Source organism: Neisseria animalis, assembly GCF_900636515.1.
GTDB classification, from domain to species: Bacteria; Pseudomonadota; Gammaproteobacteria; order Burkholderiales; family Neisseriaceae; genus Neisseria; species Neisseria animalis.
In genome coordinates this window covers 1,987,578-2,001,892 of the sequence record NZ_LR134287.1, presented here as the reverse complement: position 1 = coordinate 2,001,892, position 14,315 = coordinate 1,987,578, and the positions used below count along the sequence as shown (strand labels likewise).

General features: G+C 54.5%; 16 protein-coding genes. All 16 read right to left on the bottom strand.

Annotated features, from left to right (window positions below; genetic code table 11):
* Positions 1 to 52: 52 nt before the first annotated feature.
* Positions 53 to 2,425 carry a bifunctional acetate--CoA ligase family protein/GNAT family N-acetyltransferase gene (locus EL111_RS09295; RefSeq protein WP_123795022.1) on the bottom strand — a complete coding sequence of 791 codons (2,373 nt, stop codon included), beginning with the start codon at positions 2,423 to 2,425 and terminating at the stop codon, positions 53 to 55.
* Between the two features lie 34 nt (positions 2,426 to 2,459).
* Complete coding sequence (locus EL111_RS09290; RefSeq protein ID WP_415065829.1) at positions 2,460 to 3,503, bottom strand: glycosyltransferase family 2 protein; 1,044 nt, start codon at positions 3,501 to 3,503, stop codon at positions 2,460 to 2,462.
* Positions 3,504 to 3,679: 176 nt separating this feature from the next.
* Positions 3,680 to 5,095, bottom strand: coding sequence for a HAMP domain-containing sensor histidine kinase (locus EL111_RS09285; RefSeq protein WP_123795020.1), 1,416 nt, complete (start codon positions 5,093 to 5,095; stop codon positions 3,680 to 3,682).
* Between the two features lie 129 nt (positions 5,096 to 5,224).
* On the bottom strand, positions 5,225 to 5,902 hold the full coding sequence (gene misR, locus EL111_RS09280; RefSeq protein ID WP_123795019.1) for a two-component system response regulator MisR: 678 nt from the start codon (positions 5,900 to 5,902) through the stop codon (positions 5,225 to 5,227).
* A gap of 311 nt (positions 5,903 to 6,213) precedes the next feature.
* Positions 6,214 to 8,043, bottom strand: a complete 1,830-nt coding sequence (locus tag EL111_RS09275; protein ID WP_123795018.1) for a PglL family O-oligosaccharyltransferase — start codon at positions 8,041 to 8,043, stop codon at positions 6,214 to 6,216.
* A complete protein-coding gene (locus tag EL111_RS09270) occupies positions 8,043 to 8,402 on the bottom strand; it encodes a DUF2069 domain-containing protein (protein ID WP_123795017.1) in 360 nt (119 codons plus the stop codon). Before EL111_RS09270 ends, EL111_RS09275 begins: the two co-directional genes overlap by 1 nt.
* A gap of 33 nt (positions 8,403 to 8,435) precedes the next feature.
* Positions 8,436 to 8,783, bottom strand: a complete 348-nt coding sequence (locus EL111_RS09265; protein WP_123795016.1) for a hypothetical protein — start codon at positions 8,781 to 8,783, stop codon at positions 8,436 to 8,438.
* Positions 8,784 to 8,928: 145 nt separating this feature from the next.
* A complete protein-coding gene (gene tatC, locus EL111_RS09260; RefSeq protein WP_123795015.1) occupies positions 8,929 to 9,711 on the bottom strand; it encodes a twin-arginine translocase subunit TatC in 783 nt (260 codons plus the stop codon).
* 7 nt (positions 9,712 to 9,718) lie between these two features.
* Entirely contained in the window at positions 9,719 to 10,441 is a 723-nt protein-coding gene (gene tatB, locus EL111_RS09255; RefSeq protein WP_123795014.1) for a Sec-independent protein translocase protein TatB, read from the bottom strand.
* Between the two features lie 3 nt (positions 10,442 to 10,444).
* Positions 10,445 to 10,645, bottom strand: a complete 201-nt coding sequence (gene tatA, locus EL111_RS09250) for a Sec-independent protein translocase subunit TatA (protein WP_123795013.1) — start codon at positions 10,643 to 10,645, stop codon at positions 10,445 to 10,447.
* A 102-nt stretch (positions 10,646 to 10,747) separates the two neighbouring features.
* Positions 10,748 to 11,071, bottom strand: coding sequence for a histidine triad nucleotide-binding protein (locus tag EL111_RS09245; protein WP_123795012.1), 324 nt, complete (start codon positions 11,069 to 11,071; stop codon positions 10,748 to 10,750).
* A gap of 182 nt (positions 11,072 to 11,253) precedes the next feature.
* Positions 11,254 to 11,571, bottom strand: a complete 318-nt coding sequence (locus EL111_RS09240) for a phosphoribosyl-ATP diphosphatase (RefSeq protein WP_123795011.1) — start codon at positions 11,569 to 11,571, stop codon at positions 11,254 to 11,256.
* 98 nt (positions 11,572 to 11,669) lie between these two features.
* Positions 11,670 to 12,071, bottom strand: a complete 402-nt coding sequence (gene hisI / locus EL111_RS09235) for a phosphoribosyl-AMP cyclohydrolase (RefSeq protein ID WP_123795010.1) — start codon at positions 12,069 to 12,071, stop codon at positions 11,670 to 11,672.
* A gap of 183 nt (positions 12,072 to 12,254) precedes the next feature.
* Entirely contained in the window at positions 12,255 to 13,019 is a 765-nt protein-coding gene (locus EL111_RS09230; RefSeq protein ID WP_123795009.1) for a sulfite exporter TauE/SafE family protein, read from the bottom strand.
* 71 nt (positions 13,020 to 13,090) lie between these two features.
* On the bottom strand, positions 13,091 to 13,858 hold the full coding sequence (hisF, locus tag EL111_RS09225; RefSeq protein ID WP_123795008.1) for an imidazole glycerol phosphate synthase subunit HisF: 768 nt from the start codon (positions 13,856 to 13,858) through the stop codon (positions 13,091 to 13,093).
* A gap of 87 nt (positions 13,859 to 13,945) precedes the next feature.
* Complete coding sequence (locus tag EL111_RS09220) at positions 13,946 to 14,263, bottom strand: multidrug transporter MatE (protein WP_123795007.1); 318 nt, start codon at positions 14,261 to 14,263, stop codon at positions 13,946 to 13,948.
* Between the last annotated feature and the right edge of the window lie 52 nt (positions 14,264 to 14,315).

Sequence of the window (14,315 nt, the reverse complement as noted above, 5' to 3'; positions counted from 1 at the left end):
GAATATAAGAAACCGCCCATTTTAGGGTAATTTGTGGTTTTTATGCAAGCATTTATTGCCTGAATTTGCGTTTTGGGGCTTCGGGTGTGGCGGAAAGGTTGAGTTTGGCCTGATAAAGCTCTTTGTCTTGGTCGGATTCTATCAGGGTAAAGCCGGTTTTTTCCGCCAGCTTGAGCATGGCGGTGTTGGTTTTCAGGATTTCGGCACTCATGCTCCGGTAGCCTTGTTTGGCGGCCAGCAGGATAATCTGCCGCATCAGTTCTTGAGCCAGTCCGCTGCCCCGTGCGCTTTCCGACAGGGTAATGCCGAATTCGCATTCGTCGCGCGAGAGGCGGCTGAAGCGGCTGATGCCGATGATGATGTCGTCTGCATTTTCTGCGATAAATGCGCCTTCGCTGCTGTAATCCAGTTTGCTGAAACGGGCGAGTGTGGGTTGGGGCAGTTCGTTGGTGTGCGCCATGAAGCGGGTATAACGTGCTTCGGGGGAAAGGCTGCGGACAAATGTTTGTTTGGCTTCTGCGTCTTCCGGTTCAAACGGGCGGACGGTTGCGGTTTGTCCGTTTTTCAGGGTAAGGGTTTGCGGATAGTCGGAGGGGTAGGGAGCCAGTACGGTTTCGGGCGGCGGCGGTTCGTCTGCTTCGGTTTTGCTCAGCAGACCCGCTGCGGCTTCTCCGGTGTGGAGCAGGAAGTCGGCGGCTGCGGCGTTGCGGCTGCGGATAAATTCTGCGGCGTTTTGCAGGGATTTGGCGGCGGTGCGCGTTTTCGGTTTTTCAGACGGCTTGAAGTCGCTGCTCAGGCCGTTGCTGCCGAGATAAATGAGGATCTCTCCGAATATGCGCTCTTCTTTTGTCAGAAAGTTCAGGGCATGGAGCAGGCGGTTGAGGGCGTTTTTCAGGCGACCCGAGTCGAGAAATTCTGCCAAACGGTTTTGGTCTGCTGTGGTAAACGGCGGCAGGAGGGCAAGTGTGTTGCCTTGGGTGGAGGCGGTCAGTACTGCGCCGTAATGCGGGTGCCGTTTGAAAACCAGTTGTGCAGCCGGGTGGGAAGGTTTGGCTTGGTATTCGGGAAGGCCGAGTGCGTCGGCAAGCGCACCCCAGTCTTTGGCGGCAATGGCTTTGTCGACGGCTTGGGTGTGTATGGTTTTCAGACGGCCTGATTTGGGCGGTGCAATTTGTTGCTGTATCTGCCGGAGGTGTTCGGCGGTGTTGCATAGGGATATTGCCTGCAATGCCTGCATGGGGCGGCTAAAGTGTAACAGGCCGTCTGCATTTTTGCTGCTGATGAGCAAAGGGGTGTCGGATTGTTGTGCCAAGCGTTTCAGGATTTGGGTGGCGGCCAGCTCGTCTTCGTTTGATTTGGGGGCGATGACGGTAAGCAGGGCTTCGGTGTGGTTGTTTTGCAACGCTTTGACGGAGAAACTGCGGAATTGCGTCGGGGTCGGGTGGCTGCCGATATAGCCGTGGCGGGGAACGGTTTTTTCGCTGGGTCTGATGGTGTTGATGCCGAATGCGCGGGCGGGCGCGTCCAGCCAGCCGCTTGGGGTGTCGGACAGAATACTGAGGTTGGCGACAGGCTTGAGATTGCCGAGTGCGGCGTGCAGGGCGGCCTCCAGCTCTTCGCTGCCGAATACGGGCAGGAAGTTTGCATGGCGTGCAAGGGCGTGCAGTACGGCGCGTTCTTCGGTATCTGCATCGTGGCTGCTGTATAAGACCAGCGGGGTATGACGGGTAAACGAGCGTATGGCGGAAAACAGTTTGCGCGGATTTTCCAGAGGGTTGTAGTGGACGACGGCAACACGGGTATGGCGGTTGTGGCCGAAGCGGTTGAGCCAGTCGGCGGAGGTAGTGGGGCTGAGGGCGTAGTTCAGGCTGATGTGGCGGGATACGCCTTGCCGCATACGCTGGAGCATTTGGCTGATTTCGCTGCTGACAGAGGTTGCGCCGGTCAGTATGGCGGTGTGGCCGGCGGGAAAGTCGGGCAGTATGCCGGTATTGAGGCCGTTGGCAGGAAGTTGGATGGCGGCGCTGTTGCAAACGCTGATGTTGAGTTCGTCGCCGTTGTGCCGGCGTATGGCTGCGGCAGCGGTTCGCCATGCGTCTTCATTGTGCGTTTCCCAGTCTTGAATCACGATAACGTGGTGGAACTGCTGCTTGCGGCAGGCGCGGAACAGGGCATCGTAGCTGTCGGGCGGCGTTACGGCGAGTACCAGATCGGCAGGTTCGCGGATTTTGCTTAATGCGGAATAGGCTTGCAGACCGGCTACGGCGGGGTGGCGCAAGTTGACCGGTGTAATTTTGCCTTGATAGGCAGAACCGAGTAATGCGCTGAGTATGCGCTCGCCCAAGCTGTGCGCCCGTTCGCTTGCGCCGACAAGTATGATGTGCTGCGGGGAAAAGAAATAACCGGGCATGGGTTGGGCGGGCATGGGCGGCTCCTGCTGGGATTGGTCTTGTGCTATTTTATAGCCGAAGCCCTGAATTTTCCATATGCTTTGACGGCTGTCCGGCAGATTGCAGACATTGGCGGAATACTTCGCCAATTTTGTGGAAATCGGCAGAAGCATGTCCGTGTATGCGGTACTCCAATGCGGCAGACATTTGGTACAGGGCGAATAAGTCCGGCGTGATGGCTTTGCTCAAGGCGGTTTTTGCAGACGGCTTGCAGTTGAGGAATTGCCCCATAGCAAATTCTAAAATTCTGGAAGCAACCATCACGATATGCAGATGGGTTTGCGTATCGAAGCGGTTTTGCCGCAGGTACTGCCACAGGGCGTTGATGGCGCGCAGGCAGGAGTGGAAGGCAGCGGTGGTGTCGGCTTGATGGACGGCGCTGTTCGGCCGCTCGCGGTAGTAATACAAAATTTCGCTGCTCTCAATCAGGGTAATCGGTTCGCAGGTTAATGCCTGAATGACAAACAGCGTATCTTCGGCATGGCTGAGCGATTCATCAAAAGTCAGCTTGTGCCGCCGCAGGTAGGCAGTATCGAAAATATGCGCCCACAAGTCGGGCGAAAAACCTTTCTGTATCAAGTAGGGAAGGTATTCGGCCGCGGAAACTGCTTGGATACCATGCTGTTCGGTTTGCAAATGGCTGTACACTGCAAGGGCGGTTTCGCGGATTTCGGGCATGGAAGGGAGGGTAAATTCGTCGTTTAAGTGCTCCCATTTTGAGCAGCCTTTCAGTATGACCGCCCGATATTGCTGCATGGCGGCAAGGTAGTCGCGGAAATGGCGGTTTGGCAGCAGGTAATCGTCTGAATCGACAAAGTAGACATACCTTCCTTTTGCTGCCCGCAGGCCGGCATTGCGCGCGGCCGATACGCCTTTGTTGGGCTGGGTAATGATGCGGATAAAGTCAAATTTTGCAGCAAACTCCGCCAAGATGTTCCCACTGCTGTCGGTCGAGCCGTCGTCTACGGCGATGATTTCCCGATGAATGTTTTGCATGATGATGCTTTGCAAACATTCGGATAAATATTCGGCGGTGTTGTAGACAGGAACGATAAAACTTATATCATATTCTGGCTGGCTGGCTGGCTGGCTGGCTGGCTGGCTGGCTGGCTGGCTGGCTGGCTGGGGTGTTCATGCGCTTGCTGCTCCGTGGCGGGTTGGTCTGCTTTTGAGAAGATAATGCCGTCTGCAAAACGGATAGAAAATATGCAGACGGCATTGATTATGATTCAGGCATTGGCCTGGGCGGGTTTTACTGCTTTTTCAGACGGCTTTTTCTTCGGTAGGATAAAGCGGATATTCAAGCCGTTCGGTTTGATGTTTTCCGCCATGATTTTGCCTTCGTGCTGCCCGATGATGTGTTTTGCCAAGGCCAGCCCCAAGCCGGTACCTTGCTTACCGGCGCTGGAGTCGGCGCGGTAAAAGGCGGTGAAGATGTGCGGAAGCTGCATTTCGTCCACGCCCGGGCCGTTGTCGGCAATGTCGACAATCCAGTTTTTGCTGTCTTGCCCGATTTTAATCTGTATCAGGCTCCCTTCCGGACTGTAATTCATGGCATTGCGGATAATGTTGTCAAACGCACGGTACAGATAGCGTTCGTTGGCCGAGATGGTGGCTTGGGCGGGAACTTTGGAATCGCTGTGCAATACGATGCTTTGATTGTTTTGCTGGGCAACGGTTTGGCTGTCTTCCACCAAGTGTTCAAGGAAAGGCAGCAGCTGCATGTCTTCTTTTTCCAGCGGAATATTGGAGGTTTCCAAGCGGGAAAGGGTCAGCAGCTCTCCGACCAGCAAATCCATGCGGGTCAATTCGCTTTCCAAGCGGTTGATGTATTGCTCTTGTTTTTGAGGCTGCGCCTGTATCAGGCCGATGATGGCCTGCATACGCGCCAGCGGCGAGCGCATTTCGTGGGAAACGTGGTGCAGCAGGTGGCGTTCTTTGGCGACAAGTTTTTCGAGTTTTTCCGCCATTTTGTCGAATTGTCCGGCAAGTTGGGAAAGTTCGTCGTCCCTGTCGTCCATTTGTTGCGAGATGCGGGTGTTCAGTTCGCCGTTGGCGACTTTGTTCATGCCTCTGCCGAGTATGCGGACGGGTTTGGTGATGTTGTTGGCGAGAATGTACGCCATCAGCAGTCCGACCAAAATGATGAACGATAAGATGATGAATTCATGCCAAATCGGTGCAAGCGGTAAGCCGGGGATAAACAGTGTGCTGTGGAGGCGTTTGGCTTCCTGAGTGTCCCAACCGCGCACGAAAAACAGGTATTCTTCTCCGAAGCGTCCGTATTCGATGTGTACCAGTTCGGAATCGGGATTGTTTGCGGCAAATTCGCGGGCGCGTTCGATGGTTCTGCCGTCGATGTTGCGGCCTAAGATGTCTTTTTTCTCATCGCCGAGGATAACGAATACGGCGTTGGAAACGGGATTGTGCCGCCATTCTCCCAATAATTCGCGCGCACCGGCATCTCCGCGCGATTTAAAGGCGGAAACAAGGCTGTTCATCAGCGTGGTTTCAATGGTCCGTCGCTGGTTGAACTGGTTTTCGGCAAGGGTGTTTTGCACCAGCCAGAATGAAAAACTCGCCACAAAAATCGCGCAGATGATGACTGCACAAAATGTGGCGAAGATTCGTTGGAACAGTTTCATGCGGTATATGGCTCGGTTGGCGGGATACGGCACTTCCGCCCGAGTGGGGCGGAAGTGTGATGGCCGTTTTTTCAGACGGCATGTTGCGCGTTGCCGCGCGGGAACAGGGGAGTAGCGGCTCCCTGCGTTTTAGTTTTTAACAAACAGATAACCCAAGCCACGCACGGTTTGAATCAGCGAAGCATCGCCGAGTTTGTGGCGGATGCTGGAGATGTGTACGTCAATGCTGCGGTCGAATTTCGCCAGCTTGCGGTCGAGTGCTTCGACAGACAGGGTTTCTTTGCTGACGACTTGTCCGGCATGGCGCATTAACACTTCCAGCAGGTTAAATTCGGTACTGGTCAGCTCCAGCGGAGTGTCTTTGATGGTTGCCTGACGTTTGGCCGGGTAAAGTACCACATCGCTGACGGCAATGCTGTTGGGCGTATTGCTTTGCTCGGCGCTGTTTTGGGCGCGGCGGAGAATGGCGTTGATACGCGCCAGCAGCTCGCGGGGGGTGCAGGGTTTGGGTACATAGTCGTCCGCACCCATTTCCAAGCCGATGATGCGGTCGATGTCATCGCCTTTAGCGGTGAGCATGATGACCGGTACGGTGCTTTGTGCGCGTACGTTTTTGAGTACGTCCAAACCGTTCATTTTCGGCATCATGGAATCGAGTACGACAACATCGTATTGTCCGGTCAGGATTTCCTGTACGCCTGCTTCTCCGTCGGGTACGCTGTGTACGTTCAGACCTTCGGCGGTCAGGTATTCGGTCAGCAGTTCGGTCAGCAAGGCATCATCATCTACCAGTAATACGCGGCTCATGGAATTTCCTTTTTGTTGGTTTGGCGGTACGCCCGCCGGACAGTTGCAGAAACTGCGGGAAACAGATAGGAGCTGATTCCGACAGGCGCGGCTGTCTTGTTTTCGGGACGGCGCGGCGGCAGGGTTTGCAACAGGCTGCCGCACGGTCGGATTTCAATAGATTTTCATCTTAACATACAATAATGTATTTCTGATAGCAGATTGAGTGGCTCGTTTGCGCTTTTTTGCAATGATTGTAAAGGGCTTTACATTTTGCAGACGGCCTTGTTTGTTGAAAAAGCCGTCTGCAAACATACACTTAATCTTTTGTACTATCGGCCGCAATGCTTGGCTTGCGGTCGGTTTGGTGTGGCGGCAAAGGTTTGGCAGTCGGCTAAAAGTTGCGGCAAAAGGGGCTGTAGGGCGGCGTTTGCGCGGATTTTTCCGGCATAAAACGGCATTTGGTAAGGGTAGTAGTAATACATTGCCTGCATCCATTTTTCGGCGCGTTCGGTTTCGCCTTTGCGGTAGAGGTACAGGCCGACTTGGTAGGCATTGGCATACGGGCGGTAGCTCAGGGCGTTGATTGCGGCTTGTTCTGCCCACGGGAAGACGGTTGCGGCAGACGGATCGGCACGGCGGGAGAGGCTGAGCTCGGCATAATAGCGCAACATTGGTTCGGCAGCGGCAATGCGGCGCAGTCCTTCGATTTTGCGGGCGTTTTCCGAGGCGGTTTCATTTGCCGGTTTGCGGTTGTATTCCGCCAATTCGGTGTAATGCCAGCCTAGGCGTGCGATGCCGCCGATAAGTAATAATGAGAGTATGCCGGCGGTCAGATTGAAGCGTTTGGCCGTGCGGAGGCCGTCTGCAAAATCGGTGTGCCGTGCCGGGGAGAGCGACAACATCAGGGCAAATGGTGTCAGAAAATAGATATACCACAGCGGGTATTCCAGCATACTGTGGCACAGCGTTACCGTCATCAGCGCGAGCAGCAGCAGGGAAGCGGGCTGCAAGGGACGGCGCAGCATACGCCAAACCGCAGCCAGCAGGCAGAATGCTGCCAGTAATGTACCGAAAATGCCGACTTCTGCCAAAAGTTGCAAAATCAGATTGTGGGAATGGGTAAACAGTACGCTGATGATATTGTTGGAGAAGGTGCGGGTTTCGGCGTGTATCAGGAAAGACTGCTGTGCGAAACTGTTCCAGCCGTGTCCCAAAAGCGGTGCGGATTGGAAAGCTGCCCATGCCTTGCGCCATTCGACATCGCGCGCCGAGCCTTGAAATCCGCTGGAGGCAACGCGTTCGGCAGCTGTTTGATAGCCATCGGAACCCAGCCATTCCAATAATGGCGACATACCGAATTGAAACAGTGCAACCAATATTAATGCAAGCAGCATGGTCCGCACCAAGCGTGCGGTTTCGTGGCCGCCGGATAAACGCCACACAGCAAGTAGTGCGCCCACGCCTAATAAATAAATAAAAATCGTGCGCGAGTTGACCAAGCCCAATACAGCAGTCAGCAGCAACAGCAGCAACAAACCTGCCCATGCCGGCATTTTACGCATACCCCACAGCCAAGCCGCTGCCAAAACGCCCCACATCAGGTAGTGTCCCAGATGGTTGCGCTGTCCGAGCTGGCCGTTGATGCCGTCTTTTCCGCCGACAGCCAAAATGCCGTGAAACCATTCGGCTCCGGCCCAGCCTTTGAATTGCATAAAGGCAATCAGCGCCTGCAACAACGCGCCGGCCAGTATGGACCATGCCAAGACGGCGGTAACACGCTCTTGCCCGTATCCGGCCACCCAAGCGCGGCACGCCCATGCGGTCAGCGCAAGGATAATAAATGTCCAAACGACCATGTCGTTCATGCCCGGATAGGTCAGATTCAATACACGGGCTTGTATCCACCAAAATGCCGCCAGCAGTAAGAAACCGACGGAGGCAGCAGAAGGGCGTACATTCAGCAAGCCGAGATATGCGGTGGCCAGTACCAAAAATACCGCGCCTGAAAGAGAACCTGCTTCCAGATAAAAGCTCGACAGCGGGCCGACACGGTACAGCGACAGGAACGGCGCAACGCTAATCCATAAGAAACATACCCATAGCGGGATAAGCCGCCTACTCCATTCGCTTGCAGGGCCGTCTGTAAAATGAGGGTACATTAATGATTTGCCTTTTTATGCTGTCCGATAAAAGCCAGACAGGCAATGAAGAATACGGTGCATAACACCACTGAGGCAACCGCGCAGTATCTGCCGGCGGGGGCTGCATCGAAAATCCGCATCACGGCTTCGGCAAAATAAATCAAAATCAGCATGGAGCTGTATTGATAGGTATAAACTTTGCCTTTCAAAATTCCTGCCAGCGGCAGACACAGAGGCAGGGCTTTGAGTGCGAGCCACGAACCGCCTTCGCGCAAAGGCGCAAGCCAGAGCTCCCATGACAGGCTCAAGGCAATCAGCGCAATCAGGCTGAAACAGGCAGCAGGGTAGGACCAGTGTTGTTTGGGGTTTGGAGTCATGATGGGGTGTATCGTTTCATGGTTTTGGGTATGTTATTCCCAAATTTTTTTGGGGTCGTATTCTTTACGGTGGCGGCAGATATAGGAATCTTGGTTGATTTTGCGCCGGCACCAGCCGATGATGTCGGGATTGAAGCGGAAGCCTTTGGCATACATACAGTCTGCTATGGCCTTATCCCGCGCATCGCCTGCGCTGAAGTGTTGGGCTGCTGTTTCTCTGCATTGGCGGTGTGCCGGATAAGCTGCCATACGGGATTGGCTGCCGGGCTGAAACCAAGTCTGTATTTCCGGCAGCGGCCCCAAGCCGGCAAGGTCGCGGTGATTGAAACAGCCTGCGAGTAAGAGTACAAATGAAATCAGGAAAAGGGTGCGAGGTTTCAATTTGTTGCCTTTATACAGCAAAGGCCGTCTGCAAAAGTGTCATTTGGTTCAGACGGCCTTGAGCAAGGTAAAGTTACACGGAACGAGACAAAACGGCAAACCTCGGGCGGTACGGATAGGGTAAAGAGAAGCAGTGCAGCCTGTTTTAAGCAGTTGTCGCAGGCGGTTGCGGCGGGTTGTCATCGGTATCGGACTGCTCTTTCGAGCGGATAAAACGGCTGAACCAGATACCTGCTTCATACAGCACCACCAGCGGCACAGCCAGCAGGATTTGCGAAATGACATCGGGCGGCGTAACAATGGCGGCAACCACGAATGCGCCGACAATCACATAAGGCCGTGCCGACTTGAGCTGTTCGGTGCTGACGATGCCCATTTTGGCCAACAAAACCACCACAACAGGTACTTCAAACGTCATGCCGAATGCCACGAACATACCCAAGATAAACGACAAGTATTTGTCGATGTCGGTTGCCATGTTCACGCCGACGGGGGTAACGCCCGCGAGAAATTGGAAGATGACGGGAAACACCAGAAAATAAGCAAAAGCCATGCCGACGGCAAACAGAATCAGGCTGGACAATACCAACGGCGTAATCAGGCGTTTTTCGTTTTGGTACAGCGCGGGAGCGACAAACGCCCACATCTGATACAGCGTATGCGGCAGCGACACCAAAAAAGCAGCCATTAAGGTTACTTTGACGGGAACGAAAAACGGCGCAATCACATCAGTAGCAATCATGCTGGTGTTGTCGGGCAGAGAAGCCATCAGCGGTTTGGCGGCAAACGAATACAAATCCTGTGCAAACGGCATCAGGCAGAGAAAACACAACACTATCCCGCACACCGTCCAAACCAAGCGGCGGCGCAGTTCGAGCAGGTGCTCGATTAAGGGTTGTGTGGGTTGTTCGATGGAAGAATCAGACACCGTTTACTCACTTTTTACGGATACGAAGTTTCGGTTGCGCGCGGAATTTCGGGCGGACATCACGTTTGCGCCGCATGGCTTGTTGGCGGAGGGACGGAGAGTGCAGCCCTGTGGAAAACGGCGCGGCGGTTTCGGCGGCAGGCAGCACGGTTTCGGTATAGCTGACCTGCGGCACTGCGGCAGGTTTGGCGCCGGTCAGGTAGTCGCGCCATGCTTGGTCGGAATCGGCGGTAGTTTCGGCGGCATATTCCGCAGTGTTTTCGCTTGCGGCTTCTCCCAATGTTTCGGCGGCGGCTTCGGTTGTTTTTACAGACGGCATCTCGTCGCTGTCTGCCGGTTTTGCACCGTCTGAACCGTTATCGCCTGCTTCAGGCAGGGGATTTCCTTGAGCGTCTACCCCGAAATCCGCAGGAGTGCGCTGCTCGGGCAGGCGTTCCCACGGCTTGAGGCCGTCTGTAATTTCGTTGAGGCTGTCTTGCGCATCTTTGCCGACGTGTTTGACTTCTTCTTGAAACTGCGCGGCGGCATTTTCAAATTCCTGCTTGGCTTTACGCAACTCTTCCAGCTCTACCTGAGTGTTTAATTCCTGCTTGACGCCGGCTACCAGCCGTTGCAGCCTGCCGACCAAGTTGCCCGCCATTCGGGCGGCTTGGGGCAGGCGTTCGGGGCCTAATACGACCAGTGCGACTGCGCCGACCAGCAGCAGTTCGCTTAAACCGAAATCAAACATGGTTTAGGCTTTGTCTTCTTCTTTTTTGTGCTCGATAACGTCGTCTTTTTTGACTTGGCCGTCTGCACCTTCGTTCAGACCTTTTTTAAAGTCATGCACGGCACCGCCCAAGTCTTTGCCGACGTTACGCAGTTTTTTGGTGCCGAATACCAAAACAACGATGACTAAAACGATAATCCAATGCCAGATGGAAAAGCTGCCCATGTTAAAAATCCTTTGGAAAAAAGTGAAGTGTAATCAAATAAATAAAGTTAGGTACTGCCCGTTTTACCGCTGCACTTGCGGGGCGGGCTGCGGAAGCGGTATTCAGGCCGGCGTGCCCATGATGTGGATATGAAGGTGGAACACTTCCTGCCCGCCGCCTTTGCCGGTGTTGATTAAGGTTTTAAAGCCGTTGTGCAGGCCGGCTGCCTCGGCGATTTGGGGTACTTTCAGCATCATTTTGCCGAGCAGTGCTCCGTGTTCCGGCTGTGCGTGTGCCAGTGAGTCGAAATGGGTTTTCGGAATCAGCAGCAGATGTACCGGTGCGGCGGGATTGATGTCTTTGAAACACAGCATGTCGTCGTCTTCGTAAACGATGCTTGCCGGGATTTCTTTTCCGGTAATTTTGCAGAAAATACAGTTGCTCATAGATAAAGCTCCGAGAGGCCGTCTGAAAAAATCAGGGTATGGAAAGGACGGTAGTGTCGGACTGTCCAACATTGCCGATTTCATCATTTTGCCGGGTTTGCGGTTCAATCTGCCTGTTTCGGACGGCATGGGAAAAGGTTAACGGGATTGTAATACAGTTTCCGTCTGCCGCGCCAGTTTCATTATTCCGTGCGGGCGGCTTTTTCCGCCAGCCCCGACAAACCTTGGCGGCGTGCGAGTTCGGCGATGACATCTTCGGCCCGCAGGCCGTGGTGGGCGAGCAGAATCATGCTGTGGAACCACAGGTCGGCGGTTTCGTAAACGATGTGTTCTTTGTCGCCGTCTTTGGAGGCCATCAATACTTCGCCGGCTTCTTCAATCACTTTTTTCAGGATTTTGTCTCCGCCTTTGTGCAAAAGCTGGGCAACGTAGGATTCTTCGGGATTCGCGCCTTTGCGCGAATCGACGACGTTTTGGATTTGGGTGAGGATGTCGGTCATGGTGTTTTTTGTGCAGGTCGGGTTGCGAACCCGATAAAGACATAAATAATCATGGAAAAGTCGGGTTTGCAACCCAAGCTGAAAAATTGCAGACGGCCTTACGGATGTTTATGCCCGTAAATACGCTCTTCGTCTTTCAAAACAGTATCAACGGTCTGCCATCCGCCGTTTTGCCAAACTCGGTAAAAGCAGCTTTCGCGGCCGGTATGGCAGGCGATGCCGCCGTGTTGTTCAATCAGCATCACCACCGCGTCGCCGTCGCAGTCCAAGCGCAATTCGCGGACTTTCTGCGTGTGGCCGGATTCTTCGCCTTTCATCCATTGTTTCCGGCGCGAACGGCTGTAATAATGGGCGAAACCGGTTTCGGCGGTTTTCTGCAGGGCTTCGGCGTTCATCCACGCCACCATCAATACGCGTTTGGTCTGCCAGTCTTGCGCGACGGCGCATACCAAGCCTTTTTCATCGAATTTGACGGATTTTAAAAGGTTTTCGCTGTTCATTAAGATTTCCTGAGTGGTTGGAATCGCGCTGTTCCGGCACCGGGGTGCGGTTTTGCCCGACCGGGGAAATGCCGTCTGAACGGCAAAGGCAGGGTTCCGCCCGACGGAGGGTGTCGGCGCATCTTATGCCGGTTTTGTTACGGCCGTTTGAAAGCCGTGTTTTTGCAGACGGCCCCGCAAAATCTATTTCAATAAGGCTAAAACGACGGCAATCAGGGTCATGGCAAAAAGGATTTTACGCAGGGTGTCGGGTTGCAGCTTGATGGCGGTTTTCACGCCGATGCGCGCACCGAGCGCACTGCATATGGCAAGCACTAAGCCGATGTCCCACATGACTTGTCCGCGCGAGATGAAAATGGCGAGCGCGACAAGGGTGAAACCCAGTGTGCAGCAGACTTTGAGCGCGTTGGCGCGTACCAAATCATAACACAGCATCCCAGCCAAAACCGGCAGCAGGACGAATCCTGCGGCGGCTTGGACAAATCCGCCGTAAATGCCGACGGCAGCCAAAGCCCAACGGGATTGCGGACGGTCGGCAACGCGCACGGGACGGACATCGGGAGCGTGCACCAGCAAATCGGGGCGGAATGCCACCAATGCCGCTACGCCGAGCATGGTCAGGAGCAGCATGGGTTTGAGGATGCTTACGGGGGCGAACGAGGCGGCGAGTGCGCCGATGATGCCGCCGATCAGTGTGGGCAGCATGATGGCGGGCAGATCCGCGGTCGGCAGTTTGCCTGCTTTGTAAAATCCCTGCAAACCCGATACTGATTGCAGCAGTACGCCGACACGGTTGGTGCCGTTGGCGATGTCGGCAGGAATACCGAACATCATCAATACCGGTAAAATCAGATTCGATCCGCCGCCCGCCATCATGTTGATGATGCCGGCAACGATGCCGAGTATGCCGATTAACAGATATTGGGTCAGGGTGAAATCGAGTTCCATGGTGTTTCCGTGAAAGGGTGGTAGGGAAATGGCTTTTCAGACGGCACGGGTCGGAGTATGCCGTCTGAACATTACAGCCGCACTTCGATTCCTGCCGCCTGCATCGCCAGTTTCGCTTCGCGAATGCCGACTTCGCCGAAGTGGAAAATGCTCGCGGCCAATACGGCATCGGCTTTGCCTTCTTTCACGCCGTCAATCAGGTGCTGCACGTTGCCGACACCTCCGGAGGCGATGACGGGAATGTCCACGGCTTCGCTGATGGCGCGTGTCAGCGGCAGGTTGAAACCGGCTTTGGTGCCGTCCCTGTCCATGCTGGTCAGCAGGATTTCCCCTGCGCCGCGTTTCTGCATTTCCACTGCCCATCCGACCGCATCCAGTCCGGTCGGTTTGCGGCCTCCGTGGGTAAAGATTTCCCAGCGGGTGTTTTCGGGATTGACGGCTTTTGCGTCAATGGCGACCACAATTGCCTGCGAACCGAAAAAGCTGCTGGCTTCGTTGACCAAATCGGGATTGGTCACGGCGGCGGTGTTGATGCTGGCTTTATCCGCACCCGCATTGAGCAGGCGGCGGACATCGGCCACCGAGCGCACGCCGCCGCCGACGGTCAGCGGAATGAAAACTTGCGAGGCGACTTCTTCGATGACGTGCAAAATGGTGTCGCGGTTGTCGCTGCTGGCGGTGATGTCGAGAAAGGTCAACTCGTCCGCACCTTCGTTGTTGTAGCGTTTGGCAACATCGACAGGGTTGCCCGCGTCGCGCAGGCCTAAGAAATTTACGCCTTTGACCACGCGGCCGTTGTCCACGTCGAGGCAGGGAATGATACGTTTTGCTAATGCCATAATCCAATCTGTCCGTACAAGGTAAAGGCCGTCTGCAAAACGGCTGTTTGTCATGATGTTTTGCAGACGGCATGAAAGCGGCTTTTTTTATGTTGTCAAACTGCCCAACCACGAAGGCAGGTGCAAAATCAGTTGGAAATAACCGATACCCGCCGCCGCGGCCATCAGCGATACCGTTGCAAAATTGCTGCCGAAGCGGTTGGCAATCACCAATACTGCGGCAGTATACATCCAAACCGTGCCGTTGAAAGCCGCCCAATATCCATCAATTAACGGCATGTCAAATTCCGCAAGTTGGCGCAGAAATGCAGCAATAATGGTAAACCACAATCCTTCACTCAAAGGATAGATTTCCCGGTTTGCCGACCAAACCAGCCAAAAGCCCAATACGAACGCTGCCAGCATATTTCCTCTGTGATGCAAACCATCAGCCCCGCCACGTTACGCGACAACATAA

What these genes read in the sequence shown, in the direction of transcription:
- misR (WP_123795019.1), bottom strand. Translation starts at nt 5,902, where the DNA reads ATGAGCCGCGTATTACTGGTAGATGATGATGCCTTGCTGACCGAACTG.
- EL111_RS09230 (WP_123795009.1), bottom strand. Translation starts at nt 13,019, where the DNA reads ATGGAACTCGATTTCACCCTGACCCAATATCTGTTAATCGGCATACTC.
- hisF (WP_123795008.1), bottom strand. Translation starts at nt 13,858, where the DNA reads ATGGCATTAGCAAAACGTATCATTCCCTGCCTCGACGTGGACAACGGC.
- EL111_RS09245 (WP_123795012.1), bottom strand. Translation starts at nt 11,071, where the DNA reads ATGAGCAACTGTATTTTCTGCAAAATTACCGGAAAAGAAATCCCGGCA.
- hisI (WP_123795010.1), bottom strand. Translation starts at nt 12,071, where the DNA reads ATGAACAGCGAAAACCTTTTAAAATCCGTCAAATTCGATGAAAAAGGC.
- EL111_RS09285 (WP_123795020.1), bottom strand. Translation starts at nt 5,095, where the DNA reads ATGAAACTGTTCCAACGAATCTTCGCCACATTTTGTGCAGTCATCATC.
- tatA (WP_123795013.1), bottom strand. Translation starts at nt 10,645, where the DNA reads ATGGGCAGCTTTTCCATCTGGCATTGGATTATCGTTTTAGTCATCGTT.
- EL111_RS09220 (WP_123795007.1), bottom strand. Translation starts at nt 14,263, where the DNA reads ATGCTGGCAGCGTTCGTATTGGGCTTTTGGCTGGTTTGGTCGGCAAAC.
- EL111_RS09295 (WP_123795022.1), bottom strand. Translation starts at nt 2,425, where the DNA reads ATGCCCGCCCAACCCATGCCCGGTTATTTCTTTTCCCCGCAGCACATC.
- EL111_RS09275 (WP_123795018.1), bottom strand. Translation starts at nt 8,043, where the DNA reads ATGTACCCTCATTTTACAGACGGCCCTGCAAGCGAATGGAGTAGGCGG.
- EL111_RS09240 (WP_123795011.1), bottom strand. Translation starts at nt 11,571, where the DNA reads ATGACCGACATCCTCACCCAAATCCAAAACGTCGTCGATTCGCGCAAA.
- EL111_RS09270 (WP_123795017.1), bottom strand. Translation starts at nt 8,402, where the DNA reads ATGACTCCAAACCCCAAACAACACTGGTCCTACCCTGCTGCCTGTTTC.
- tatB (WP_123795014.1), bottom strand. Translation starts at nt 10,441, where the DNA reads ATGTTTGATTTCGGTTTAAGCGAACTGCTGCTGGTCGGCGCAGTCGCA.